This window comes from Pectobacterium sp. PL64 (genome assembly GCF_022477975.1).
GTDB classification, from domain to species: Bacteria; Pseudomonadota; Gammaproteobacteria; order Enterobacterales; family Enterobacteriaceae; genus Pectobacterium; species Pectobacterium jejuense.
The window spans coordinates 3467642-3492084 of sequence record NZ_CP092070.1; the positions used below are offsets into that span (position 1 = coordinate 3467642).

A 24443-nucleotide genomic window follows, 5' to 3' on the forward strand; every position below is an offset into this window, starting at 1 on the left:
GCCGCCTATCCTCACTGACAAGCGGCAGTTAACGGTTACTGTGATGGTCCGCCGCTATGTAGCCAGAACGGAGACAAGTTCAGCACCTCTTTACGGTAGGCTTCCAGATAGGCAGAAGGTGCCTGCCCGGCAGCGAGCCGCTCAATTTCCTGGAGTAACGCCCGCCAGTGTGAAATGTAGGTTTCCACCTGCTCCGCCGGATAAGCACTGGATAAGAGAAGAAACGCGTAGATATTACGTTGCAGACGAGGGATTTGCTGTTCGTACTGCGCTTCCGTTAATTTAGAAGAAAAGGCGCTTTTCAGATCCGCGGTGCTACGGCTTAGCATAATGTCGGCAAAGCGTTTGAACGAACCCTGTAGCTTAATGCGATCTTTATTATCCATATGGTCACGCCAGCCAGACTCAACCAGCCAAGAAGTCAGTACCAACTTACTTTGCAGATAGTCGACGCTGTAGCACACTTCCGCACCGTCGGAGCTTTGTAGCCGAGCCTCCAGAGTGGCGAGTGCAGAGCGAAAAAGCGTGGTGACCTTGCGTAACACGACACCGCCCACCAGCACCAACATTTCACGCATCATCGCGCTGGCTTCTGGCAGGGCTTCACGGGCAGAGGCATTCCCTCTTACCCACAGTTCTTCGTGGTATTGCCAGTGACTCAACCCCAGCTCCAGCGCTGCGCGAATGGCCTGATCGATATTGGTTTTTGGATCCACAGCCAATCGAGTGAGAGGCTGACACTCGCGAACGGGATTACCTTTAGCCAGATGATATCCGCGCGCCGCCTTACTCAGGCTACCCTGCCGCATACCACCAAACTCTGCGATTTCCTTTGCCAGTTCCAGCAGATGGGTGGTCTGCCCAATCTTAAGTTCCATCTCCAGCTCGCACAGCGGTTCACTCAGATCTCCGGCACGAATCTCACCGCGATCTAAGGCAACCTCAATCACGCTTTGATAGTAAGTAAACACCCACTTTTCACGCGTAAAATCCGTACTAAACAGCGGATTGAGCGACGATTGCAGTTCCACAACATCGCAATCTTCCGGCCAGACTTCCGCCGGAAACAGGCTGAGATCCAACTCAGCTTTCTCCAGCTCAACGTTATATTCTGGGTGTTGATGCAGCCCGCCAATCACCTTACCAGCCGTTTTCGCCGTCATTTCGTAGCGTTCATTTTCGCCACGAATACGCAGGCCGATGCCATTGCGGCGCAGGTAATTATCCGCCGTTTCATAATAGGTATTGCTCAGACGCTGAGCACGCATGTGCTCATACTGACTGTAATCACTCTCCCAGTCAGCCAGTTGCGTCAGCAGCGATTCAACGCTGTCGGGATGAACAATAAACTTCAGCTCAATTTCTTCACTCATAGCATTCACAACACCAAGACCACGTTCATTATCATGTCAGTAAATAACATTTTACTTCAGCTTACTACTCTTACCGCACACACTCTTTTTCACCTGCGAACAAGCGCGCATTTCTTATGCAAACCTGCTATCAGCGACACCGCTTTCACCCGCTTAAACAAGGCGGCCTGCCGCCTTCTAACAACCTATCCCTGTAGGCATTATTGGTGTGAAATAGCCCTAATGGGGAGGTTCTAAGACTGTTCTCATTTCGGTTTATACATTGCCTCGTCAGACTTAAGCCTCTACTATCGGACCACCATTAACGCAACATGATGATCTTATGCAGAAATTAGGCTTACTCTGTTTTACTTTGTTTTCTCTCACGCTGAGCTGGACCGCACAGGCAGAAGAAAAACGCTACATTTCCGATGAGTTATTGACGTATGTCCACAGCGGCCCTGGCAATCAATATCGTATCGTCGGCACACTGAATGCAGGTGCAGAGGTCACGTTACTCAGCGTTAATGAGAACGCGGGCTATGCGCAGATCCGTGATGACAAAAACCGCACCACCTGGATTCCTCTCGACCAGCTTAGCAATACGCCGAGCCTGCGCACGCGGGTGCCGGAGCTGGAAAATCAGGTTAAAGACCTGACTGACAAACTGAATAATATCGATCAGACCTGGAACCAGCGTACCGCTGATATGCAGCAGAAAGTCGCTGCCAGCGATAGTGTTATCAATGGATTACGCCAGGAAAATCAGGATCTGAAAAATCAGCTTATCGTTGCGCAGAAGAAAGTCAGCGCAGCGAATGTCCAACTTGATGATAAGCAGCGCACCATCATTCTACAGTGGTTTATGTATGGCGGCGGCGTTGCTGGCATAGGCTTGCTGCTAGGTCTGCTGTTGCCGCACATCATCCCCCGCAAAAAGAAAAATGACCGTTGGATGAGCTAATCAGAACATGTGCCTGCTTCTTGCAGGCATTTTTCTTTGCAGCCAACGTAGCGGCGCAAAGATGGTAGTATGTAATGAAGTATTGGTTATTGATTCAGGAGCCCGACGTTGAAGATTTACCTTGTCGGCGGCGCTGTTCGGGACAGCCTGCTGGGTTTATCCGTCACCGAGAAAGATTGGGTGGTGGTCGGCGCGACGCCGGAGAACCTGCTCTCGCAGGGCTACCAGCAGGTTGGAAAGGATTTCCCCGTCTTCTTACACCCCGTTAGCCGCGATGAATACGCTCTCGCGCGCACCGAACGCAAATCTGGCAAAGGCTATACTGGGTTTGTCTGTCATGCCGCACCCGATGTCACGTTAGAGCAGGATTTGCTGCGCCGCGATTTGACCATCAATGCCATTGCCCGCACCGAGCAAGGCGACCTTATCGATCCTTATCACGGTCGTCGCGATCTTGAGAATCGCGTGCTGCGCCACGTCTCCGATGCATTCAGCGAAGATCCGTTACGGGTGCTGCGCGTCGCCCGTTTTGCCGCGCGTTTTGCGCATCTCGGCTTCCAGATTGCCGAAGAAACCATGGCGCTGATGCAAAAAATGGCGCATGAGGGCGAGCTGGCTTACCTGACGCCAGAGCGCGTCTGGAAAGAGACGGAAAAAGCGCTCGGTACCTCGTCGCCAGATGTCTATTTTCAGGTGCTGCGAGACTGCGGCGCGCTGGCCGTGCTGTTCCCTGAAATCGATAACCTGTACGGCGTGCCCGCCCCCGCCAAATGGCACCCGGAAATCGATACCGGCATTCATACCATGATGACAGTGGCGATGGCTGCTCGCCTCAGCCCTGAGATTGACGTACGTTTTGCTACGCTGTGCCACGATTTAGGAAAAGGGCTGACGCCGCCTGAACTCTGGCCGCGTCATCACGGGCATGGCCCGGCGGGTGTCAAACTGGTTGAAGCCCTGTGTCAGCGTCTGCGCATCCCTAACCCGATTCGCGATTTGGCAAAGCTGGTTGCGGAATATCATGATCTGGTTCATACCGTGCAGGTGCTGCAACCCAAAACCCTGCTGAAGTTATTTGATGCGATTGACGTCTGGCGCAAGCCACAGCGTCTGGAGCAATTAGCGCTCACGAGCGAAGCCGATGCCAGAGGCCGTGCCGGTTTTGAAGAGAACCCGTATCCACAAGGCGACTATCTGCGTGAAGCCTTCCGCGTCGCCAGCCAGGTCAGCAGTGCGGATGTCGTCGCCGATGGATTTAAGGGCATTGACGTGCGTAACGAACTGGCACGCCGCCGCATTCATGCACTGGCAGACTGGAAAGCACAGCAGCCAGATTCATCAGGCGCGTCCTGAAACAAAGAGGCCACGCTAGTGCGTGGCCTCTTTTCTCTATAACGATCAACCTAAAATCGACGTTCTCAGTCTTACATAAACACCATGTAAACCACGCCCGCGACGATAAAACGGTAAATCGCGAATGGGACAAACGAGATGCGTTTGATGATTTTCAGGAAGGTTTTAATCGCAATCAGCGCCACGATAAACGCCGTCACGAAACCAACGGCAAACATCGGCACGTCGGCCAGCGACAGGAAATGCCAGCTTTTATACAGATCCAGAACGGTCGCGCCCATCATCATGGGAACCGCCAGAATAAAAGAGAACTCAGAAGCGGCATAGCGGCTGACGCCCATCAGCATCCCGCCGGAAATGGTCGCCCCCGAACGTGAAAAGCCGGGCCACAGCGCCAGACATTGAAAACAACCAATCATAAATGCCTGACGATGCGTGATGTCATCCAGCCCGACAGCACGCGGCTGTTTTGGCTTGAACCATTCCGCCGCTAACAGCAGGAAGCCACCGATCACCAGCGCATACATCACGTTCTGCGGATAAAACAGCGACTTGATGACGTCATGAAAAATCAGACCAAGCACCACGGCAGGAATCATTGCCAGCAAGATGTGCGTCAGTTTCAGACGCCCAGAGGTTTGCCCCTCGTGCGGAACTTCTCCGAAGTGAATCCCTATCAGACCAAAGAGGCGGCGCCAGAACATCACGACAACGGCCAGAATCGAGCCAAGCTGAATGATAACTTCAAACGTCTTGGCTTTCTCATCAGCAAACCCTAACCAATGACCAACGATAATCATATGCCCCGTAGACGATACGGGCAAAAACTCGGTCAGTCCTTCAACCACGCCAAGAATAAATGCGATTAGCAATGAATGCAGGTCAGTCATCTAAAAATCCTTGCCTCTAATAAAAACGAAAAATGCAGCGCACAAAAAAGCGGCTGCGTACTTCCGCGAGCCGCTATAACTGGCTTATAGACTATTTGGGTTACGGTTTAGTTGCACGTAAATCAGTATTTATTCTGTTAAATCAGATTTATCGTGTACCGCGCTCAATGATGACGCCTACTTGACGTGCCTGTGCGACGGCACCCGGCTTGCTGAGCTTGATCCGCAGCCAGGGAATCGAGAAGCGCTGCATCAGCATGTGTGCGACTTCTTCGGCAACGCGTTCCACCAGAGCAAAGCGCTGGTTTGCCACGTGGGCAATCACCGCCTCGCTGACATCGGCATAGCTCAGGCAGTCATTCACATCGTCACTGGCAGCTGCCTGACGGTTATCCCAGCCCATTTCGATATCGAACACCAGTTTCTGCTGGATGGTCTGTTCCCAATCGTAAACACCAATAGTGGTGATTACAGTAAGTTCTTCAATAAATACGATATCCATCACGCCATTCTCTGTTTTTGTCGCTGTCGGATACCACTTCCGACGGAATGTGCGTATTATCCACAGATGAGAAGAGTAAAACGACCCTTATTAAACGTCTCTCTATACAAACTAAACGGAATAGCGTTATGAGTGTTACCGCGCTTGGTATGATGTTAATCGCGTATCTGTGTGGCTCTATTTCCAGTGCGATTTTGTTTTGCAGAATTGCTGGGCTACCCGACCCGCGCCAGCATGGTTCTGGGAACCCCGGAGCCACTAACGTATTGCGTATTGGCGGCAAAGCGGCCGCTGCAACCGTATTGGTGTTTGATGTTCTGAAAGGCATGCTGCCAGTCTGGGCCGCTTACGAATTGGGCGTTCCGCCGCTGTATCTTGGGCTAACCGCTATCGCTGCCTGCCTCGGCCATATCTATCCAGTCTTTTTCCACTTTCGCGGTGGCAAAGGCGTGGCAACGGCGCTGGGTGCCATTGCCCCTATTGGCTGGGATCTGACGGGTCTGATGACCGGCACCTGGCTACTGACCGTGCTGCTCAGCGGCTATTCCTCGCTTGGCGCGATTGTCAGTGCGCTCATCGCACCGTTTTATGTCTGGTGGTTCAAGCCACAGTTTACCTTCCCCGTCGCGATGCTCTCTTGCCTGATACTGATGCGCCATCATGACAATATCCAACGCCTCTGGCGCGGACAGGAAAGTAAAATCTGGAATAAGCTACGCAAGAAGAAGCAGCCAGAAGACGAACAGACGTCCTCCGAAGAATAAGACAAAAAAATTCCCGTTTTCACGGGAATTTTTTTATGAAGTATGAAGGGGGAATTAGAATCGGCCGATGGCGGCAAACTCCTGCGATTGCACTTTAAACTGAGACATACTTTCTGCCAGCAGGCGCGCCTGATCCTCCAGTGAGCGCGTGGCAGCGGCGGACTCTTCTACCAGAGACGCATTTTGCTGTGCGACTTCATCCATCTGCGATACCGCCAGATTCACCTGCCCAATGCCATTGCTTTGCTCACGCGTGGCCGTTGAGATCTCACGCATCAGAGACGTCACGCGCGCCACGGCGTCAGAAACGTCATTCATCGTTTCGCCCGCCATTTTCGCCATCACGGTGCCTTCACTGACGCGACTTTGAGATTCTTCCATCAGCATTTTGATCTCTTTGGCCGATTGCGCACTGCGCTGCGCCAGACTGCGGACTTCACCCGCAACCACCGCAAATCCACGCCCCTGCTCACCCGCACGTGCAGCTTCAACCGCCGCATTCAGCGCCAGAATATTGGTCTGGAACGCGATGCCGTCAATCACCGCCAGAATATCGCCAATGCGTGCGGAGCTGCTGGAGATCATCTGCATTTTCTCAATCATGCTCCCCACGGTTTCGCTGCCTTTATTAGCGATATCGGATACATTTTGCGCCAGCGTATGCGCTTGCTCTGCACTCTCTGCGTTCAGCGTCACTGTCGCGGTCAACTGCTCCATGCTGGCTGCGGTTTCTTCCAGCGAAGAGGCTGATTCTTCCGTACGTGCGGCTAAATGGGTATTGCCGGAAGACAGCTCGCGCGTGCCGACGTCAATCTGCATACCGGCATCACGGACGCGGCCCACGGCGGTTGCCAACGAATGCTGCATGGCCTTCATCGCCTGAATCAGGCGGCCAATTTCATTATTGCCACCATCGGCGATGCGCTGGGTCAAATCACCACGGGCAATAAACTCCAGTTGACCGACCGTCTCTTCAAGCGGAGACAGAATAGAACGCTTCAAGGCAATCCAGGCAGCCAACACCAGCAGCAGCACAGATATACAGGCAATACCGATGATCATCAGGCGGTTGAACGCGAAATTTTCCGCTTCTGCGAGCATGTTTTCCCCCACTTCCAGACCGAAGTCGCGGAATTCATTCGCCACCTTGTCCATCTTTACGCTAAGCGGTGGTAACACGTCCTGCAACAGCACGTAGTAAGCTGCGACATCGCCACGTTTCAGCGCATCAACCATCGGCTGAACGCCAAGATTCATGTATTGCTCGTAGTTACTTTTAACCTCTGCGGCCATTTTGGCACCGCGCTCCGTTACGGTGCCGTAGGAAAGAAAGCGTGCCATTTCTTTGTGGGAAAGCGCCGTGTAGGCTTCTGCTCGTGCGACCGATGCATTCGCCAGATCGGTCAACCCACTTTCCATCTGACGAGCCGCTAACGCAGCCCCTGTTCTTGCACGCAGTGACGCGGTATAGCTCCCCGCCAGCGCCGTGACTTCTTTGCCCTGAATCTTGTCGATTGTCGTAAGTGAAGTGATTCCCTGATTGATTGAGGTGATGCCAATTCCGCACACCAGCAATAACAGCAGTACCATCGTTCCTAACAAAGCAATCAAGCTCGTCTTGATTGTGATGTTTCTTAACATTTTTGTTTCCCTGATATTACAAATGATAAATAAATGCGGAGAAAGGCTCCGCATAACGTGATCCAGATCATATTCCTATCGGTAGCAAGCCTGCTTTCTTTAAAGAAACTTTAGTAACGAAAGTATTTTTACTTAAACGACTCGCGCCAGCGCATCGCGCCTTGCACACGCTAAAAATCGGGGACATTAAACGCTTTTTGGCTATAATGACGGCCACGCTATTTCAGGTTTAAGAGAAGGAAACCGACATGAGTCTGAACAATGTCCCGGCGGGTAAAGATCTGCCGGAAGATATCTATGTAGTGATTGAAATTCCCGCGAACGCCGATCCGATCAAATATGAAATTGATAAAGATACCGGTGCGCTGTTTGTAGACCGTTTCATGTCTACGGCCATGTTCTACCCATGCAACTACGGCTACATCAACCACACGCTGTCTCTGGATGGCGACCCGGTTGACGTTCTGGTGCCAACTCCGTATCCGTTGCAACCAGGCTCAGTGATCCGCTGCCGTCCTGTTGGCGTGCTGAAAATGACCGACGAAGCGGGCGAAGATGCCAAGCTGGTTGCCGTTCCGCACAGCAAGCTGACCAAAGAATACGATCACATTAAAGACGTTAACGACCTGCCTGAACTGCTGCGTGCACAGATCGGCCACTTCTTTGAACACTACAAAGATCTGGAAAAAGGCAAGTGGGTTAAAGTTGAAGGTTGGGATAACGCGGCTGCGGCGAAAGCCGAGATCGTTGCTTCCTTCGAGCGCGCGAAAAACAAATAAGCGCCACACGATATGCATTAAAGCCCTTACGGGCTCAAGATATCGCATGATCAAAAACACCGCCTTGCGCGGTGTTTTTATTTATGGCGACCATGACTTGATTGGCGATTCGGCCTCAAGCCTCTTCTTCACTGCGCTTTAGCCAGTCACCGCTGGCAATACGCGTCAGCCCTACAACAGGGTGCTTGTACAAATAGATCCAGGCACTGCCCAGAGGCGTACGAATCAACTCACGTTGGTATTCGTGACCGTCCCGCTTTAAGGCATCCAGTTCTGTCAAAATCGACGAACTAATGCGATAGACCTCGCAATGGATTTCTCCATCGCCGGGTACGACTGCCGGATAATGGCCGAGATCGTACAGCTCGAAACCTGCGAGCTGACAATCCCCTAACCATTGCGCATTTGTCATCCAATGACTGTTTCCCTGTTTGCGTCGTAAACTGCCGTAAACAATAATTCGCATCGCTAGAACTCAAACTGATAGAGCACATCTAATGCCTGGCTAATTCCAGACACCGCTTCCAAGTATAGTTTTGGCATCAGGCGATAACGTAGCGTTAACGTTGCCAAAGAATCGAATATGCCAACACCATATTTCACTTGCAGACCCGGAAGGACGTAGCCGCTGACGACAACCTGAGAATTATCGCCAACACCCTGTGTATCCAGAGCTAAATTACTTACGCCAAAGGCCTCGCCGATTTTACCCACAACTTGACCACTTTGTGCAACCCCTAAACCGACTAACATTGAGGTCATTGCCGAGCTATCTGCTCCACCGCTGTCCAAACCCTGTCCACGCAGCAGATAAGAAAGCGCTTCCTGCTGTGACATTGCCGGATCGGAGAAGACTTCCAGCTTCGGTGTCGCGGCCATGCCAGTAACACGTACGCCAGCGGTGACGTCATCGGCCGTGTTGTCTGGGTTACGAATAGCTTCGATATTCAGGATCGGCTGATCCGGCGGGCCGGAGAACAGAATCAGCCCTTTGCGGACGATCAGATCCTGCCCGTAGGCTTTAAAGCGGCCAGATGGAATGTCGATCTGGCCGTTCAGCCCTAATCCGCGTTCGTCCTGAACCATTTTCAGGTCGCCCTGTAGACGAGCCGCCAGCCCGAACGCATCCAGCCGCACATCATTACCGACGCGGATCGTCAGGTTGCTGTTAATCGGAATCGCGGCGCTGGCTTTCTTCAGCGGCTGGCGCTGTGCATCCAGCATCACTTCATCCGATGACACCGCCACCGCACTTTCCGGCATGTCTTTAACCACAATGCGTGCCCACGGAATACTGACCGATCCGTTTAATGCGAACAGCTGCGGCGTAGCCTCAAAGACAATATCCGGCGAGACATCAAGCCGCGCCATCGGCGGAATCGTCACCCGCAGCTTCTGGCCTTTCGCCGCAATGCGCGCACGCCAGGCATCAGGCTGCGACCAGTCCGCGTTCCCGCCGAGGTTCAACTGCCCGTTATCCGTTTTCAGGAAGCCTTGCAGCGTTGACGACATCCCACTGAAATTCACCGCCAGCCGTCCATTGGTCAGATCGACCGGCATCCAGTTGCCATCAATATCCAAGCGTTCCAACACCATCTGGCCGAAGATCTGAGGACGCGCCGCATCCCCCGCCAGACGCAGGTTCGCATTCAGTATCCCCGCCGCTTTTTCTCCTTTACTCAACGCAGGGTTGAGCAGCGCCAGCGAAATATTGTTGATCGTGACGCTGCCGCCGAGGTTGCGTCGGCCCTGTGGATCGGTCACCTGAATATCACCGCTGAAGCGTCCGTTCTCGCGAATCGCCATTAGCCAGCCAAGCTGTGCTCGCCCGCGATCGAGCCCGGCATTCAACGTAAAGGTATCGAAATCAATCGGCAGCGTGTTGCCCTGCATTTGCTGACGAACGCTGACGCCGTTACCCACCAGCGACACTTTCGCCTGCGGTAAGCCTTGTCCCGCCTGCCAGCTGATATCGGCACCGCCGGTAAACGTCCCGGCCAGCACTGTATCCGCCGTCAGGAACGGTTTCAGCATGGCAAGATCGAAGCGGTTCAGTCGAATACTCGCCTGTCCGCTCGGCCCGGCCTCAATCGCTTTTGGTACGCACAGCTCTGCATTCGGATTCCGCCAGCAGTGCGTGCCGATAGTGATCTTCTGCTGCGCATTCAGGTAATCCAGCGCCATATCCTGCGTCAGACGCCATTCACCCACCGGCGTGTCGAAGCGGGTATTGTTCAGCGTGCCGCGCCAGCGCTGTTCCTGACGATCAAAGCTGCCCGAAAGTGCCAGTTGCCCCGCAACGGGTTCGCCCTGCATATTCAGCCAGAGCTGGTGCTGCTTTTCATTACCGCTGGCATCCAGCGTCAACAGCGCAATATTCAGGCCATCCTGCTTGAGCGCTTCAAGACGCACGGCCAGCTTGCCCTGAATCTGCTGCTCGGAGCGCACATCGCCTTCTACTCTCACCTGGCTAATCGTTATCGCCTGCCAGCGCAGACCGGAAGCCGTGATATCCGCCAGCATCTGCGGTTCACGCAGATTGCCTCGGAGTTTGAGTGTACCGATGGCGCGCCCCGCTAGGCCGGGCAACATACCGTCCAGCGATGGCGCATTGATGTCCGCATCCAACTGCCACTTGTCGCTCAGGTCGCCTTTGACGTTCAGTTGGTTGCGGCCTAACGCCAGATTCAGCGCTGGAATTGTCCACTGTCCCGCCGCGTTACCGCGCAGTTCGCCTCTGGCCGTGAGCTTATTCGCTTTCACATTGCCGTCCAGACGCAGTTCCGGCACCTGCAACTGCCAGCTACCGCCATAAACGCTGCCGCGCGTCGTAATCTTGCCGTCGACTTTTGCAGGCCATTCAGGCCACTGTTTCGCGGTATTAATCCCGTTCAGCAGCAGCTCGCTACGCCAGCTTATTGCTTTGCTCCAGTCGATAAGCGCCGTCAGGTCAGCATTCCCCTGCAATGCCGCCAGCCGCAAGCGGCTCAGCGTAAACTGCTGTTCGTTGCCTTTGCCATCCAACAGCAGCATCGCAGGGGGAATGTCCGCCCCGCTCAGATCGCCACGCAGCGACAGCGCATAGTCGGTCGCTTTACCGTTAAAACGCAGCCTGACGTTGTCAGCTTGATACTGCGTTGCACCCGTCAGCGGCCAGCGCACGCGTTCGGTTTGCAGCGTCAACGCCAGCGGCAACCCGGCTTCCGCCAGTTATGGTTTGCAAATCCAGCTGAGCACGCTGCGGTCCCGAGAGATTCAGCGCCATATTCAACTGTTCGCGCAGGCCGCCATCAACCGTCAGTTTCAGCTTTTCGCCTTTGATCGGATCGACGTTCAACACGCCGTTCGCCGTCAGCGAGACGGGCCAGTTCTCGCTGAGCGTCGCTTCACCGCGAACATTCAGTCCGCCCTGCGGCGATTGCACGATCAGCTTGTCCAGACGCAAATGCTGTTGCTGGGTAGAGGCCTGTACGAACAGGTTATTAATCAAAATGTCCTGATCGCCCGTCAGCCGCAGCTGTTCGCCGTGAATCTCGACAATATTCAGATCCAGCGGCAGCGTGAACTGGGGTAGATCAGGTAATAGCGGTTTGGAGAACAGCTCGCTAAGGCGTTCACCCAGCGGTTGTTCAGGCACGGCTGGCTTGTCAGAAGCGCTATCCGTTTTGGATGTCGATGCTGTTGGTATCGGTGTCGTCGTCGTGGCGGCCGCTACCGTATTATTTGCCTCTAGCACTTTATCGATTTGAACGGTTTGCGAAGAGCCTTGCTCAGCCGCCTCGCGAACGTTCGCCGCCGTTTCTTTAATAACCGCGGCCATTTCTGCCGCCGTCACTTTGCCATCCTCCAGCACGTCCACAGGGGTTTTCGGCAAGGCCACCAGCAGGGCGCTGATTTTGGTCGGCAATAGCGTCAACGCGCGCCCTTCCCACTGCATCCCAGTGCGGAATTCGCTCAGTGAAATCGCCGTGTCATCCACGGTAACCTGAACGCTATTGAGCACGAGTTGACGTAGAGAGATAGGGAAAGGTGCTGAAATTTCCGTCACCGGCTCTGAAGGCGGCGGTGGCTCTTCGGCCACAGGCAAGGCTTTGGTATCCACGATCACATCGACACGATTCGCCGAAAGATCGTTAATGCACAGTTGGCTTTTGCGCAGACATCCCAGCGCGAGCGACAGATGAAACTCCTCGCTCTTTACCGTCACTCCCGGCATCTCGTAGCTGACATTTTTCAGCGTTAAATCACGCCAGCCGCCGCTCACGCTGGCAATGTCCAACCCCGGCACCACGCGTGCGGCGGTATTCAGCAACAGGTGCAGACCCGGCGTAGTGCCCACCAGCAGCCCCACACCAACCACGAGCAGCAGTAAGAATGCCACGAAGCCAATACCGATGCGTTTCCACCAGCGCCCTTTTCGTGCCGGCGTCGTCGGCACGTTATCCTGCGCGACGTTTTCTTCTGTCACCAGATCCTGGGCTTTTTTTTCGTTTTTCTCATCCATCATAATTCAGGCCCCAGCGCGATATAGAACTGAACATCGTTCTTCTTCTCTGCATCGCCGATCGGCATAGCAACATCGAGTTTCACCGGGCCAATCGGTGAGGCCCAGCGTACGCCGACGCCCGTGCCGGTCTTGAAGTTACTCCGTTTGATGTCATTCACTGCTTCACCTGAATCAACAAACACTGCGCCCCACCATTTTCCTGTGACGTTGTATTGGTATTCGAGCGAGCCGGTCGCCAGCTTGGACGCACCGGTCAGTTTGCCGTCGCTGTCGCGCGGCGAAATCGATTTGTACTTATACCCACGGATGCTGCGATCGCCACCGGCAAAGAAACGCAGCGAAGGCGGGACGCGGGAGAAATTATTAGTCTCAATCCAGCCCAAATTACCGCGCGCGACAAAGCGGTGTTTATCCGCCAGCGTACGAATCCAGACGTTTTGCGCCTGAACCACGGCAAAGTCGATATCCGATCCCCAGGCGGTGTCAGAAATATCGATGGAATAGCGCTGCGTATCGCCCCACACCGGCATTAGCCCGCCGCGTTGGCGAGTTCGGTTAATGCTAACGCCCGGATAGATCAGCATCGTAGTATCCGTCACGCTCGCCTGCGTAAAGTGGTCGAGGCTCCAGCGCAGGTTAATCGCCCGTTGCCAGCCGCTGGAGAGATCCCAATAGCGTGCCACGTTCAGCGTGGTGCCATCGGATTTAGTATCGTTGAGATCTTCGCGTTTGAAACCGCCTTGCAGCAGGTAATACTGCTCAAGCGGGTTCTTCAGCAAGGGGATTTTGTAGCTAAAATCGAGTGATTGCTCCGGTGCGGACACACTCAGGCTGCTTTCCAGACTGTGGCCCCGTGAGTTCACCCAAGGCTTATTCCAGGTCGTTTTAAAGCGTGGGCCAACATCCGTGGCATAGCCGACCCCAGTTTCAATACGGTTACGGGTTCGCGGCGTCACCACGGCTTCCAGCGGCAGCACCTTGGAGCTTTTCGACCGCTCGAAATCAGGCGAGACTACGACAGAGTTAAACCAACCCGTCGCAGAAAGACGGCGGTTTAATTCACCAAGATCTTCGCTGGTGTAAGCGTCACCTTCGTGAAACGGCACCAGATTTTGCAGATAGTCATCGCGGATTTGTGCGCCCTGAAAATGTACGGCACCGAAGCGATAGCGCTCGCCGCTGTCAAAGTCGATATCCCAAAACGCCTCTCTCTCTTCCCGCATCACGCCAAGCTGACTTTGCTGGAAGCGCGCATCGAAATAGCCTTTGCGTAATGACAAACCGTTCAGCCCGCTTTTAAAGCGATCGAAATCACCGTGGTTCAACACCGAACCGATTTCAGGGCGATCGTCTTTAACCAGCTGTTGGTAGTCTTTATCGTCATGCGCACCGCCGCGCAGGGTGATGTTCACCCCGGCAATTTTTACCGGTTCACCGGGAGTAACGGTGGCAATCAATACGGGTCGTCCGCCATTAACGGCAGGCCGGAATTCGAAACCAATCTGTGGATCGTAGTAGCCGAGCGCGCGTAATCCCTGACGGATCGCTTCATCAACGCGTGAGCGGAAACGCCCATCGGCATTCACCTCATCAACCGAAATGGTCGATAAGCGTGCCCGTACATTCTTTTGTAACTGCCCTTCCAGCCCCATAACTTGCAGACGCACATTCGCCGCCTGGCTCTCTGGGGCCAGCATCAGCAGCGCACACATCAGGCCAAGAACCCGGTATCGTGACGCACCGCAGCCAGCAAAGCTATTTTTTTGTCCTGCTATGCCTTTTTGCCCGGTAACGCTTTTTTTTCCAATGAAACTTTTCGTTGAGATGAAAATAGTCACTGAGCTCCCTGATAAATCTGTCTGTCGCCTAAAACCTTGTCTTATAAAACCTATAGCATGGCTTTTATCACTTCGCCCGCCGCATTGACGGCCGTCGCTGTACGCTTACCTGACAATCCGCCACGCAGCGCCGAAATCTCCTACCAACTTTGCATGATATTAGTGATAAATACTAATTTTCTATCTTAAGAATAGATTTTCACCTACAAACATCAATATGCGACATTACAGATAAACATTACCTTAACATCAAACACCATGAAGATATAAAGACAGCCCAACGCTTCTTGGTTATGCTTTCCATGAAAACGGGTTATTTACCCAGTCTAGCTGGAGTTAACAACGTGATGAATTCAATTGATAAAACGCAGCGGATTACGCAATCCGATGCTTTACCTGGGCGTTCCACCCCCATGCCCGTCGCCAGGCTGCATGTCGTGCATGAACATTCGATGACGCATGTGCCGGATCACATGTCCGTGGCAATTTTTGCGATGGGCTGTTTCTGGGGAGTAGAGCGCTTATTCTGGCAACAGCCAGGCATCTACAGCACCGCTGCGGGTTACACTGGCGGTTACACGCCCAACCCGACCTACCGTGAAGTGTGTAGCGGACAGACCGATCATGCCGAAGCGGTGCGTGTCGTTTTCGATCCTGCGGTGATCGGCTACGAGCAGTTGTTGCAACTGTTCTGGGAAAATCACGACCCCGCGCAGGGTATGCGTCAGGGGGGCGATATCGGTAGCCAGTACCGTTCTGCTATCTATACGCTCACGCCTGAACAGGAAAAGGCGGCACAGGAAAGCCTTCAACGCTTCCAGCAAGCAATGAGGGAAAACGGTGACGGACGCGCCATCAGCACAGAAATCGAGCCTGCGGGTCCGTTCTATTATGCGGAAGACGATCACCAGCAATACCTGTACAAGAACCCGAACGGCTACTGTGGATTAGGCGGTATCGGCGTCTGTCTTCCGCCTCAGCGTTGACCACTGGCGGTAATTTCACCGCTCCTGCTATAATGCGTCCGAACCGGGCAGCGCGTTGCCCGGTTATAGTCCTTCAATAACTACCATAATGTGTTCACCTTTCTGAGGATCGCTGCGTCAATCTCGACTCATGCGAAAACTTTAAAAATGATGTTAAACAGTCTATTACTGATTCTTTGTCTCATTGCCATCAGTGCGTTTTTCTCGCTGTCCGAGATCTCGCTGGCGGCGTCCCGTAAAATCAAACTCAAGCTAATGGCCGATGAGGGAAACCTCAATGCCGATCTGGTGCTCAAGTTTCAGGAAACACCGGGCATCTTCTTTACCGTAATTCAAATTGGCGTCAACGCCGTCGCGATTCTGGCCGGTATCATCGGCGATGCGGCATTTTCCCCGACGTTTTCCATACTGTTTGAACGCTTCATGTCACCCGAAGCCGCAGATAAAGTCAGCTTCATCTGTTCATTCGTTCTCGTCACCAGCCTGTTTATCCTGTTTGGCGATCTCACCCCGAAACGCATTGGTATGATTGCGCCGGAAACCGTCGCGGTCCGCATAATCAACCCCATGCGCTTCTGCCTGTTCCTCTTCCGTCCGCTGGTTTGGATCTTTAACGGTCTGGCTAACGTCATTTTCCGCCTGCTCAAACTGCCGATGGTGCGTAAAGACGACATCACGTCCGACGATATTTATGCCGTGGTGGAAGCCGGTGCACTGGCTGGCGTACTGCGTAAGCAGGAACATGAGCTGATCGAGAACGTGTTTGAGCTGGAATCCCGTACCGTCCCGTCTTCGATGACCTCACGCGAAAGCGTGGTCTACTTCGATCTGCGCGAGCAGGAAGATAGCATTAAGGAAAAGATCGCCCAGCAGCCGCACTCCAAGTTTCTGGTTTGCGATGGCACGATCGATCAGATCGTCGGCTACGTGGATTCCAAAGACCTGCTGATTCGGGTACTGGGAAACCAGAGCCTGACGCTGAGTAGCGGCGTGCAGATTCGTCCGGCGCTGATCGTGCCGGATACGCTGACGCTGTCCGAAGCGCTAGAAAGCTTTAAAACCGCGGGCGAAGATTTTGCCGTTATTTTGAACGAATATGCGCTGATCGTCGGCATCATCACGCTTAACGACGTGATGACGACGTTGATGGGCGACCTCGTGGGTCAGGGAATGGAAGAACAGATTGTCGCGCGCGACGAGAATTCATGGCTGGTTGAAGGCGGCACGCCAATAGAAGACGTGATGCGCGCGCTGAATATTGATGATTTCCCGCATTCCGGCAACTACGAAACCATTGGCGGCTTCATGATGTATACGCTGCGGAAAATCCCGAAACGTACCGATGCAGTGCGCTTCTCAGGCTATAAGTTTGAAGTGGTGGATATCGACAGCTACAAGATCGATCAGCTGTTGGTGACGCGTCTGGAAGACCGCCCGATTGTCTCATCCACCGTGAAGATTGATAGCGACGATTAACCGCTAAAAGACATGCATAAGCCAATCAGGCTTCATAGAAACCAGAACGGCCCGCTACGGGCCGTTTCTTTATAAATCATCCCATCTCGGCCTGAAGCCGGATGACCTGGCGATTCACTTCAGACATCACCAGAAGATGCTGCTTATCCTGTTTCTTTGGCAATAGAATTTTGCCGTAGTCGAACTCAAAAGCACCAACCCCTTTTATGTACAGCCGCCCGCGAAACAGGGTTTTCACATATTTGGCGACTTTCAAAGGATTGTAACGTTCGAAGATCCTCATCGTTTTACTCTCCCGTTTTATTTTTTTACGCTCTCCCTTTCGCCAACATGGCTGAGGTTCTGGAGCGCTAATGAGATAACGGATACTGCTAATTAGTGCAGTAAAACGGCATTTAGTTCCCCACTATTCAGTATTCTTAACTGCTTTTACAGATTTTTACAGAGTAGTGTTTAAGGAAACCCTTAGTCATCAGTATAAACCTTCAAAAATAAGGGTTTTGTGCACTCGGGCACAAACCGTTTTATCGCAAAGCAGGACAGACCAGTTTCCTGAATCTACGCTTATTCCATAGCTCGATATTTTCCATCATTGACATCGCATCGGGCCCCACACTGAAGGACATACCATGATAAAAATACGCCATCTGCTCCTCGCGCTCTCTATCACGCCTCTGTTGGGGCTCCCAGCCTTAGCCCATACGCTGGTACTCAACCAATTGGTTCCTCCCGTCGGCGTCGCAGACAGAGGAGAACTTCAGTACCTTAATAATCAGTTTAGTTATAAAAACTGGAACAGCGCGCAATTGCCTGGAAAAGTGCGGGTGATACAACATATCGCTGGCCGCACCTCTGCCAAAGAGATGAACGATCCGCTCATCTCCGCACTGAAGGCCGCTAACCTACCGCATGATTATTATCAAACGACGACAATCGTGAATACCGACGATGCCATCATCGGCACCAGCATGTTTGTGCGCAGTAGCCTTGAGGACAACAAGAAAGCCTTCCCGTGGTCGCAATTTATTGTCGATAGCAACGGCAACGTGCGGAAAACCTGGCAGCTACAGCCGCAAAGCTCGGCTATCGCGGTGCTGGATAAACAGGGGAAAGTCCGTTTCGTGAAGGATGGCGCGTTGAGCGGGCAGGAAGTGCAGCAGGTGATGTCCCTGCTGCGCCAGTTGCTGGAAGAGAAATAACGAACTCAGGCTCTAGCTGATTAAAATAAAGAGACGCGAAAACCGGGATTGAGGAAGGATTCACGCGGCGTGTAGGACAGTGGACGCCCTTGCCAGTCGTTAACCTGCGCCCCGGCCGCCACCGCTACCGCATGGCCTGCTGCGGTATCCCAAATGTTGGTCGGCCCGAAGCGTGGGTAAAGCTGCGCTTCGCCTTCCGCCACCAGACAAAATTTTAGCGATGATCCAATCGCCACCGTCTGGTGTTCTCCCAACTGGTTGAGGTAATCCTTTAATTCCTGATCGGCATGAGAGCGGCTAACCACCACCAGCGGCAGACTAGCCTGCTTCACTGTAATTTGCCGACGTTGGTCGTTCTCTTCTTTCCAGGCTTTGCCGTCCGCCGCAGAATACATTACGTCGGTGACTGGCACATACACCACACCCAATACGGGCTGACCGTTCTCGATCAGCGCAATATTCACCGTAAACTCACCATTGCGGCTGAGGAACTCTTTGGTGCCGTCCAGCGGATCGACCAACCAGTAGCGCTGCCAGTGCCGACGGGTTTCCCATTCAGGCGGATCTTCCTCTGACAGCAAAGGAATATCGGGATACGCCGCAGCCAGCCCGTCCTTAATCACTCGATGCGCCGCAAGGTCGGCAGCCGTCACCGGCGAATCATCTTTCTTGTGCGCAACATCGACAGGATGTTGCCCTTCGTAAACCTGCATAATCGCAGCACCGGCATCGCGAGCCAGTTGGCAAACAGTTTCTAACATGATCGACCTCGTCGTTATCGGTTACACGTAACGCAGACTTCATCTCTGTCATTCATTATACATCTGTGAGGCAATCTACGATTATTGCCATTATTGATGTCATCCTCAGCATTTAGAGACGATAATCACTTTAACTTCATCATGATATGAAAGACACCCCCGATCGCCTCACGCGTCGACAATTACCTCACAAGGAGTTACGCAATGAAGCATTCACTGGCACTCAGCCTGCTTGCTACGCTGGTCGCCACGACCGTTCATGCAGCTACTGTTGATCTACGGGTATTGGAAACCACCGATCTGCACAGCAATATGATGGATTTCGATTACTACAAGGATACGCCAACCGATAAATTCGGTCTGGTGCGTACCGCCAGCCTGATTCACGCCGCACGCGAACAAGCCACCAACAGCGTGCTGGTGGATAACGGCGATCTGATTCAGGGCAGCCCGTTAGGCGATTACATGGCCGCGAAGGGGCTGAAAGCGGGCGATGTGCACCCGGTTTATCAGGCGATGAACACGCTGGATTATTCTGTCGGCAACATCGGTAACCACGAATTCAACTATGGCCTGGACTACTTGCACAAGGCGCTGTCCGGCGCGAAATTCCCTTATGTGAACGCCAACGTGCTGGATGCGAAAACGGGTAAACCGCTGTTTACGCCTTACCACATTGAAAACAAGTCAGTTACGGATCGCGACGGCAAACAGCATACTCTGCGTATCGGCTATATTGGTTTCGTCCCGCCGCAGGTCATGGTGTGGGATAAAGCCAATCTGACAGGAAAAGTCACCGTAGAAGACATCACGGAGAGTGCCAAAAAGTGGGTTCCGGAAATGCGTAAGCAAGGTGCCGATCTGGTGATCGTTATCCCCCACTCCGGCCTTTCTGCCGAACCGTATAAAGCGATGGCGGAAAACTCGGTTTACTACCTCAGCCAAATTCCTGGGGTCGACGCGATCATGTTCGGCCATGCTCATGCGGTTTTCCCCAGCAATGACTTTGCGAACATCAAGGGCGCAGACATCAAACAGGGAACGCTCAACGGCGTGCCTGCGGTAATGCCGGGACAATGGGGTGACCACCTCGGCGTCGTCGATTTCACGCTGAATAACGACAGCGGCACATGGAAGGTGGAACAGGCGAAAGCGGAAGCCAGACCGATCTATGACAAAGCGCAGAAGAAATCACTGGCGGCGGAAGATGACAAGCTGGTGAAAGTGCTGTCCGATGCCCACCAGAATACGCGCGAATTTGTCAGCAAGCCGATCGGCAAATCCGCAGACAACATGTATAGCTACCTGTCGCTGATTCAGGACGATCCTACCGTGCAGATCGTCAACAATGCGCAGCGCGCCTATGTCGAACACTTTATTCAGGGCGATCCCGATCTGGCCGATCTACCGGTACTCTCCGCCGCTGCACCGTTTAAAGCCGGTGGACGTAAAAATGATCCTGCCAGCTATGTCGAAGTGGAAAAAGGCCAGCTCACCTTCCGTAACGCTGCCGACCTGTATCTCTACCCGAATACGCTGGTGGTGGTGAAAGTTAACGGGCAGCAGGTACAAGAGTGGCTGGAGTGCTCTGCGGGTCAGTTCAAACAAATCGATCCAAACAAGCGTGAACCGCAATCCCTGCTCAACTGGGACGGCTTCCGCACCTATAACTTCGACGTGATCGATGGCGTCAATTATCAGATTGATGTGACGCAGCCTGCCCGCTATGACAGCGAGTGCGCATTGATCAACGATAAATCGCACCGTATCAAAGGGCTGACGTTTAACGGCAAACCGATCGATCCCAAAGCGACCTTCCTGATCGCCACCAATAACTACCGCGCCTACGGTGAGAAATTTGCCGGTACGGGTGAGAAGTATGTGGCCTTCGCCTCTCCAGATGAAAACCGCTCCGTTCTGGCGGCCTACATCAGCGCGGAAACGCAAAAGTCGGGAGAAGTGAAGCCGCAGGCGGATAACAACTGGCGTCTGGCGCCTATCGTCAGCGATACGCCGCTGGATATCCGTTTTGAGACGTCACCGTCTGAGAAAGCCACGGCGTTTATCAAAGAGAAAGCACAGTACCCGATGACGTCCGTCGGCAATGACGAAACGGGCTTTGCGGTTTATCGCTTGGATCTGCAACACGCGAAATAAAGACTGACAGCGATGTCATCCACAGGCTCCTGTTTCGGCAGGAGCCTGTATGAACGGCTAGTCGCGAAACGATCCCCGACCATTGCGATAGTAACCATTACCCCGCTCATGCCCGCGTCTGTCCCAATCACCGCGACGCGGCCCGCGCTCGTCAACATAGCGAGGGGGATCAAAACGGCGCTTGTCATAATCACGTCTGTCGCGCTGACTTTCACGCCACCCGCGGGCATCGCGCCAACGCCAACCATCCCAATAGTAACCGTGCCGATTACGTTCACCACGCTGGTAACCCCGGTGCTCCTGCCACCAGCGCTCGCTGCGCCAGTCATAGCCATCCCAGTAATTACCTCGTCTGTCACGCTCGCCGATATTCAACGTGACACCGGGCATCAGATCGATGCTGGCACCCTTAGCCTCTGGCGCTGGCATGACCGCAAACATTCCCACAAACAGGGCACTGATGACGAGTGGCTTAAACATAGGGTAACTCCTTGCTCACCGCGACTGCGGCCTGACAGAGATATACGGGGAAATCCTCTACACCACTATCAGATAAATACTTATTTTCCTGATTTTACCATTCTTAACGTTTCGCTAACGCCGATACACGCTATTCATCAGCACCCTATTAATTCATTAATAAATTTAATACTAAAAAAACTCTCAAGTACGAAAAAACGTAGCATTAAGGAGTAACCATAGGGAATAAATATTAGAAATATTCACCTTAACGCTAATACTTAACGTCAGAATATCCGTCATTCATAGAGGAATCAGCGATGAGCAAAAACTATACAGTGGGTGATTATTTACTGGATCGCCTGGCACAAATTGGTATTCAGCATCTCTTCGGCGTGCCGGGCGATTACAACCTGCATTTTCTCGATCATGTTATCAGGCATCCGGAGATCGCCTGGGTCGGCTGTGCGAATGAGTTAAATGCCGCTTATGCCGCCGATGGCTATGCGCGATGCCGTCCGGCGGCAGCCCTACTCACCACCTTCGGCGTCGGCGAGCTCAGCGCGATTAACGGTATCGCAGGCAGCTACGCGGAATGCCTGCCCGTCATTCACATTGCCGTTGCGCCCAGTCTGGCATCACAGCACAACGGAGAATTACTCCATCACACATTAGGCGACGGCGACTTTAGCCACTTTTCCCGCATGGCGGCAGAAGTCACCGTTGCGCAAGCCAGCCTCACCGCCGAGAACGCCACCACAGAGATCGACAGGGTCATTGGAGAAGCGCTTGCTCAGCACAAGCCGGTATACCTGTTTCTGCCCTTAGACGTGGCTGCGGCACCGGCTGGAACACGACCGTATTCGCTCGTTATCCCTGAACCATTACGCTCTGATGAGTCACTGCAAGCCTTTGTTACCGCCGCCACAGCGATGCTGAGCGAGGCAAAATCGGTCTCATTACTGGCTGATTTTCTGGCTCAGCGCGTTGGCGTTGCAGAGCAAATCCAACGCTGGCTCGATAAAACGCCGCTCCCCCACGCCACCTTACTGATGGGGAAAGGCACGCTAAACGAACAGCACCATAGCTTTACCGGCACCTACTCGGGTGGCGGCAGTCACGAAGCGATCCGGGCACACATCGAAGACGCGGATGTCATCATCAGCATTGGTGTACGCTACACCGATACGATTACCGCAGGCTTCAGCCACCAGATTCCCAGCGAAAAAAATATCGATATCCAGCCCACGCTGGCGCGTGTCGGCAGTCAGGTTTTCCCAGCGATTCCAATGTCAGACGCTATCGCCGCGCTGGAAAACATCACCGCGACACTCTCGCCCCGTTGGGATCACCGCACCATTACGCCTCCGGCTTTACCACCATCAGAGCACACAGACACACTCAATCAGCGGGAGTTGTGGCAACAGATGCAGCGCTTCCTCCGCTCTGGCGATATTCTCGTGACCGACCAGGGCACCTCCTGTTTTGGGGCCGCGGCACTCCGGCTGCCGAACAACTGCCACTTCATCGTCCAGCCGCTGTGGGGATCGATAGGCTATTCCCTGCCAGCGGCATTCGGCGCACAAATTGCCGAACCGGAACGGCGCGTGGTGCTGTTGATCGGCGACGGCTCACTTCAGCTCACCGTACAGGAGCTTGGCTCTATCATTCGGGATCGCTTGAACATGGTCATTGTGGTGCTGAATAACGAAGGCTACACGGTCGAACGCGCCATTCACGGCCCTGAACAGCGCTACAACGATATTGCCGCATGGAACTGGACACAGCTTCCCGCCGCACTAGGCGCGGATGAAAACGAGATACTCTGCAAACAGGTGTGTTCAGCGGCTGCACTCGCGCAGGCGCTTGAGCAGGTGAACACAGAATCTCGCCTGTCGCTTATAGAGGTCGTACTGCCGAGAATGGATATTCCCGCGCTCTTACACACCATCACGCAGTCACTTGAGACCCGCAATACCGTGCAGTAGAACGACATACTTTATACCGCCTACCTCGTAAGCGGTATATTCAATGATTAAAGATGCATTTAAAATGCAATTTATAAACTGCATTCGTTGAGAGGCATCATCATGGCATACCGCGATCAATCCCTGGGTGAGTTGGCTATCGCTATTCCGCGCGCGACCAAACTCTTTCGTGAACTCAATCTGGACTTCTGCTGCGGCGGAAAGCAAACCCTCAGCCGCGCCGCTGGCAAAAAAGATCTCAATATCGACGAGCTGGAAGCACAGCTAGAAAAACTGGCCGCGCAGCCTTCTGACGCGCGTGACTGGCGTGAAGCACCGCTGGCCGACATTATCGCGTACATCATCCCTCGCTTTCACGATCGCCACCGCGAACAGCTGCCAGAGCTGATTCTGATGGCAGAAAAAGTCGAGCGCGTGCATCACGATAAAGCCGACTGCCCGCACGGCCTCGCAAACCAGCTGACCGCCATCTATAACGAGCTGTCTCAGCATATGATGAAAGAAGAACGCATCCTCTTCCCGATGATCAGTCAGGGAATGGGCGCGAATGCTGCCGCACCGATTTCAGTGATGGAGCATGAGCACGATGACGCGGGACGTGATGTGGAAGTGGTCAAAGAGCTGACCAACGGCGTTGTACCGCCGGAAGGGGCCTGCAATACCTGGCGTGCGCTGTACTCCGGTATCAACGAGTTCATTACCGACCTGATGGAACACATCCATCTGGAAAACAATTTGCTGTTCCCACGCGCGCTGCGCGGTGAGTAATGTCGCTTCAATAAAAAAGAAAGTCAGTAGAAATAACCATTCAGTAAAAACCATTCCGT

General features: G+C 53.4%; 19 protein-coding genes and 1 pseudogene. 10 read left to right on the forward strand and 10 right to left on the reverse strand.

The window, feature by feature from the left end:
* Positions 1-35 precede the first annotated feature (35 nt).
* Positions 36-1373, reverse strand: coding sequence for an inorganic triphosphatase (locus HP572_RS15545; protein WP_240583680.1), 1338 nt, complete (start codon positions 1371-1373; stop codon positions 36-38).
* 322 nt (positions 1374-1695) lie between these two features.
* Here HP572_RS15545 and HP572_RS15550 point away from each other — a divergent pair, with 322 nt between their 5' ends.
* A complete protein-coding gene (locus HP572_RS15550) occupies positions 1696-2316 on the forward strand; it encodes a TIGR04211 family SH3 domain-containing protein (RefSeq protein ID WP_010287218.1) in 621 nt (206 codons plus the stop codon).
* Between the two features lie 108 nt (positions 2317-2424).
* Positions 2425-3669, forward strand: coding sequence for a multifunctional CCA addition/repair protein (locus HP572_RS15555; RefSeq protein ID WP_240583681.1), 1245 nt, complete (start codon positions 2425-2427; stop codon positions 3667-3669).
* A 71-nt stretch (positions 3670-3740) separates the two neighbouring features.
* Here HP572_RS15555 and bacA read toward each other — a convergent pair whose 3' ends face one another.
* Together bacA and folB are read right to left on the reverse strand one after the other, a co-directional pair.
* Complete coding sequence (gene bacA, locus HP572_RS15560) at positions 3741-4559, reverse strand: undecaprenyl-diphosphate phosphatase (RefSeq protein WP_205551461.1); 819 nt, start codon at positions 4557-4559, stop codon at positions 3741-3743.
* Between the two features lie 148 nt (positions 4560-4707).
* Positions 4708-5061, reverse strand: a complete 354-nt coding sequence (gene folB, locus HP572_RS15565; protein WP_010287496.1) for a bifunctional dihydroneopterin aldolase/7,8-dihydroneopterin epimerase — start codon at positions 5059-5061, stop codon at positions 4708-4710.
* A gap of 128 nt (positions 5062-5189) precedes the next feature.
* On the opposite strand from folB, the gene plsY reads away from it, so the two are divergent.
* The gene (gene plsY, locus HP572_RS15570) at positions 5190-5825 is read left to right on the forward strand and encodes a glycerol-3-phosphate 1-O-acyltransferase PlsY (protein WP_010287497.1); all 636 of its coding nucleotides are present in this window, start codon (positions 5190-5192) and stop codon (positions 5823-5825) included.
* A 54-nt stretch (positions 5826-5879) separates the two neighbouring features.
* On the opposite strand, the gene HP572_RS15575 is transcribed toward plsY, so the two are convergent.
* Positions 5880-7466 (reverse strand): methyl-accepting chemotaxis protein, encoded by a 1587-nt coding sequence (locus tag HP572_RS15575; protein ID WP_240583682.1) that lies wholly within the window; start codon positions 7464-7466, stop codon positions 5880-5882.
* A 248-nt stretch (positions 7467-7714) separates the two neighbouring features.
* On the opposite strand from HP572_RS15575, the gene ppa reads away from it, so the two are divergent.
* On the forward strand, positions 7715-8245 hold the full coding sequence (gene ppa / locus HP572_RS15580) for an inorganic diphosphatase (RefSeq protein ID WP_010278977.1): 531 nt from the start codon (positions 7715-7717) through the stop codon (positions 8243-8245).
* 115 nt (positions 8246-8360) lie between these two features.
* Here the strand turns inward: ppa and HP572_RS15585 are convergent, their stop codons facing one another.
* The 3 genes and pseudogenes from HP572_RS15585 to HP572_RS15595 all read right to left on the reverse strand — a co-directional run bounded on the left by HP572_RS15585 (position 8361) and on the right by HP572_RS15595 (position 14464).
* Positions 8361-8711, reverse strand: coding sequence for a gamma-glutamylcyclotransferase (locus tag HP572_RS15585; protein WP_095992797.1), 351 nt, complete (start codon positions 8709-8711; stop codon positions 8361-8363).
* Positions 8712-8713: 2 nt separating this feature from the next.
* A pseudogene (locus HP572_RS15590) lies at positions 8714-12752 on the reverse strand (translocation/assembly module TamB domain-containing protein).
* Positions 12749-14464, reverse strand: a complete 1716-nt coding sequence (locus tag HP572_RS15595) for an autotransporter assembly complex family protein (protein ID WP_240585767.1) — start codon at positions 14462-14464, stop codon at positions 12749-12751. The pseudogene HP572_RS15590 and the gene HP572_RS15595 overlap by 4 nt, the downstream one beginning before the upstream one ends.
* Before the next feature lie 473 nt (positions 14465-14937).
* Between HP572_RS15595 and msrA the strand changes: the two genes are divergently transcribed.
* Both msrA and HP572_RS15605 read left to right on the forward strand, forming a co-directional pair.
* Positions 14938-15576, forward strand: a complete 639-nt coding sequence (gene msrA / locus HP572_RS15600) for a peptide-methionine (S)-S-oxide reductase MsrA (RefSeq protein WP_205551830.1) — start codon at positions 14938-14940, stop codon at positions 15574-15576.
* A 150-nt stretch (positions 15577-15726) separates the two neighbouring features.
* Positions 15727-17052: a hemolysin family protein gene (locus HP572_RS15605; RefSeq protein ID WP_240585768.1), complete on the forward strand. Its 1326-nt coding sequence runs from the start codon at positions 15727-15729 to the stop codon at positions 17050-17052.
* 76 nt (positions 17053-17128) lie between these two features.
* On the opposite strand, the gene HP572_RS15610 is transcribed toward HP572_RS15605, so the two are convergent.
* Positions 17129-17335, reverse strand: a complete 207-nt coding sequence (locus tag HP572_RS15610; RefSeq protein ID WP_005974755.1) for a DUF1107 domain-containing protein — start codon at positions 17333-17335, stop codon at positions 17129-17131.
* Positions 17336-17681: 346 nt separating this feature from the next.
* On the opposite strand from HP572_RS15610, the gene HP572_RS15615 reads away from it, so the two are divergent.
* Complete coding sequence (locus tag HP572_RS15615) at positions 17682-18251, forward strand: YtfJ family protein (protein ID WP_010279011.1); 570 nt, start codon at positions 17682-17684, stop codon at positions 18249-18251.
* 20 nt (positions 18252-18271) lie between these two features.
* Here HP572_RS15615 and cysQ read toward each other — a convergent pair whose 3' ends face one another.
* Positions 18272-19012, reverse strand: a complete 741-nt coding sequence (gene cysQ, locus HP572_RS15620; RefSeq protein WP_240583683.1) for a 3'(2'),5'-bisphosphate nucleotidase CysQ — start codon at positions 19010-19012, stop codon at positions 18272-18274.
* Between the two features lie 204 nt (positions 19013-19216).
* Here cysQ and HP572_RS15625 point away from each other — a divergent pair, with 204 nt between their 5' ends.
* Positions 19217-21169 (forward strand): bifunctional 2',3'-cyclic-nucleotide 2'-phosphodiesterase/3'-nucleotidase, encoded by a 1953-nt coding sequence (locus HP572_RS15625; RefSeq protein ID WP_240583684.1) that lies wholly within the window; start codon positions 19217-19219, stop codon positions 21167-21169.
* Positions 21170-21226: 57 nt separating this feature from the next.
* On the opposite strand, the gene HP572_RS15630 is transcribed toward HP572_RS15625, so the two are convergent.
* Positions 21227-21649: a DUF2502 domain-containing protein gene (locus tag HP572_RS15630; protein WP_205551475.1), complete on the reverse strand. Its 423-nt coding sequence runs from the start codon at positions 21647-21649 to the stop codon at positions 21227-21229.
* A gap of 299 nt (positions 21650-21948) precedes the next feature.
* On the opposite strand from HP572_RS15630, the gene ipdC reads away from it, so the two are divergent.
* Positions 21949-23616, forward strand: coding sequence for an indolepyruvate decarboxylase (ipdC, locus tag HP572_RS15635; protein ID WP_240583685.1), 1668 nt, complete (start codon positions 21949-21951; stop codon positions 23614-23616).
* A 102-nt stretch (positions 23617-23718) separates the two neighbouring features.
* Positions 23719-24384 (forward strand): iron-sulfur cluster repair protein YtfE, encoded by a 666-nt coding sequence (ytfE, locus tag HP572_RS15640; protein WP_010279034.1) that lies wholly within the window; start codon positions 23719-23721, stop codon positions 24382-24384.
* Positions 24385-24443 lie beyond the last annotated feature (59 nt).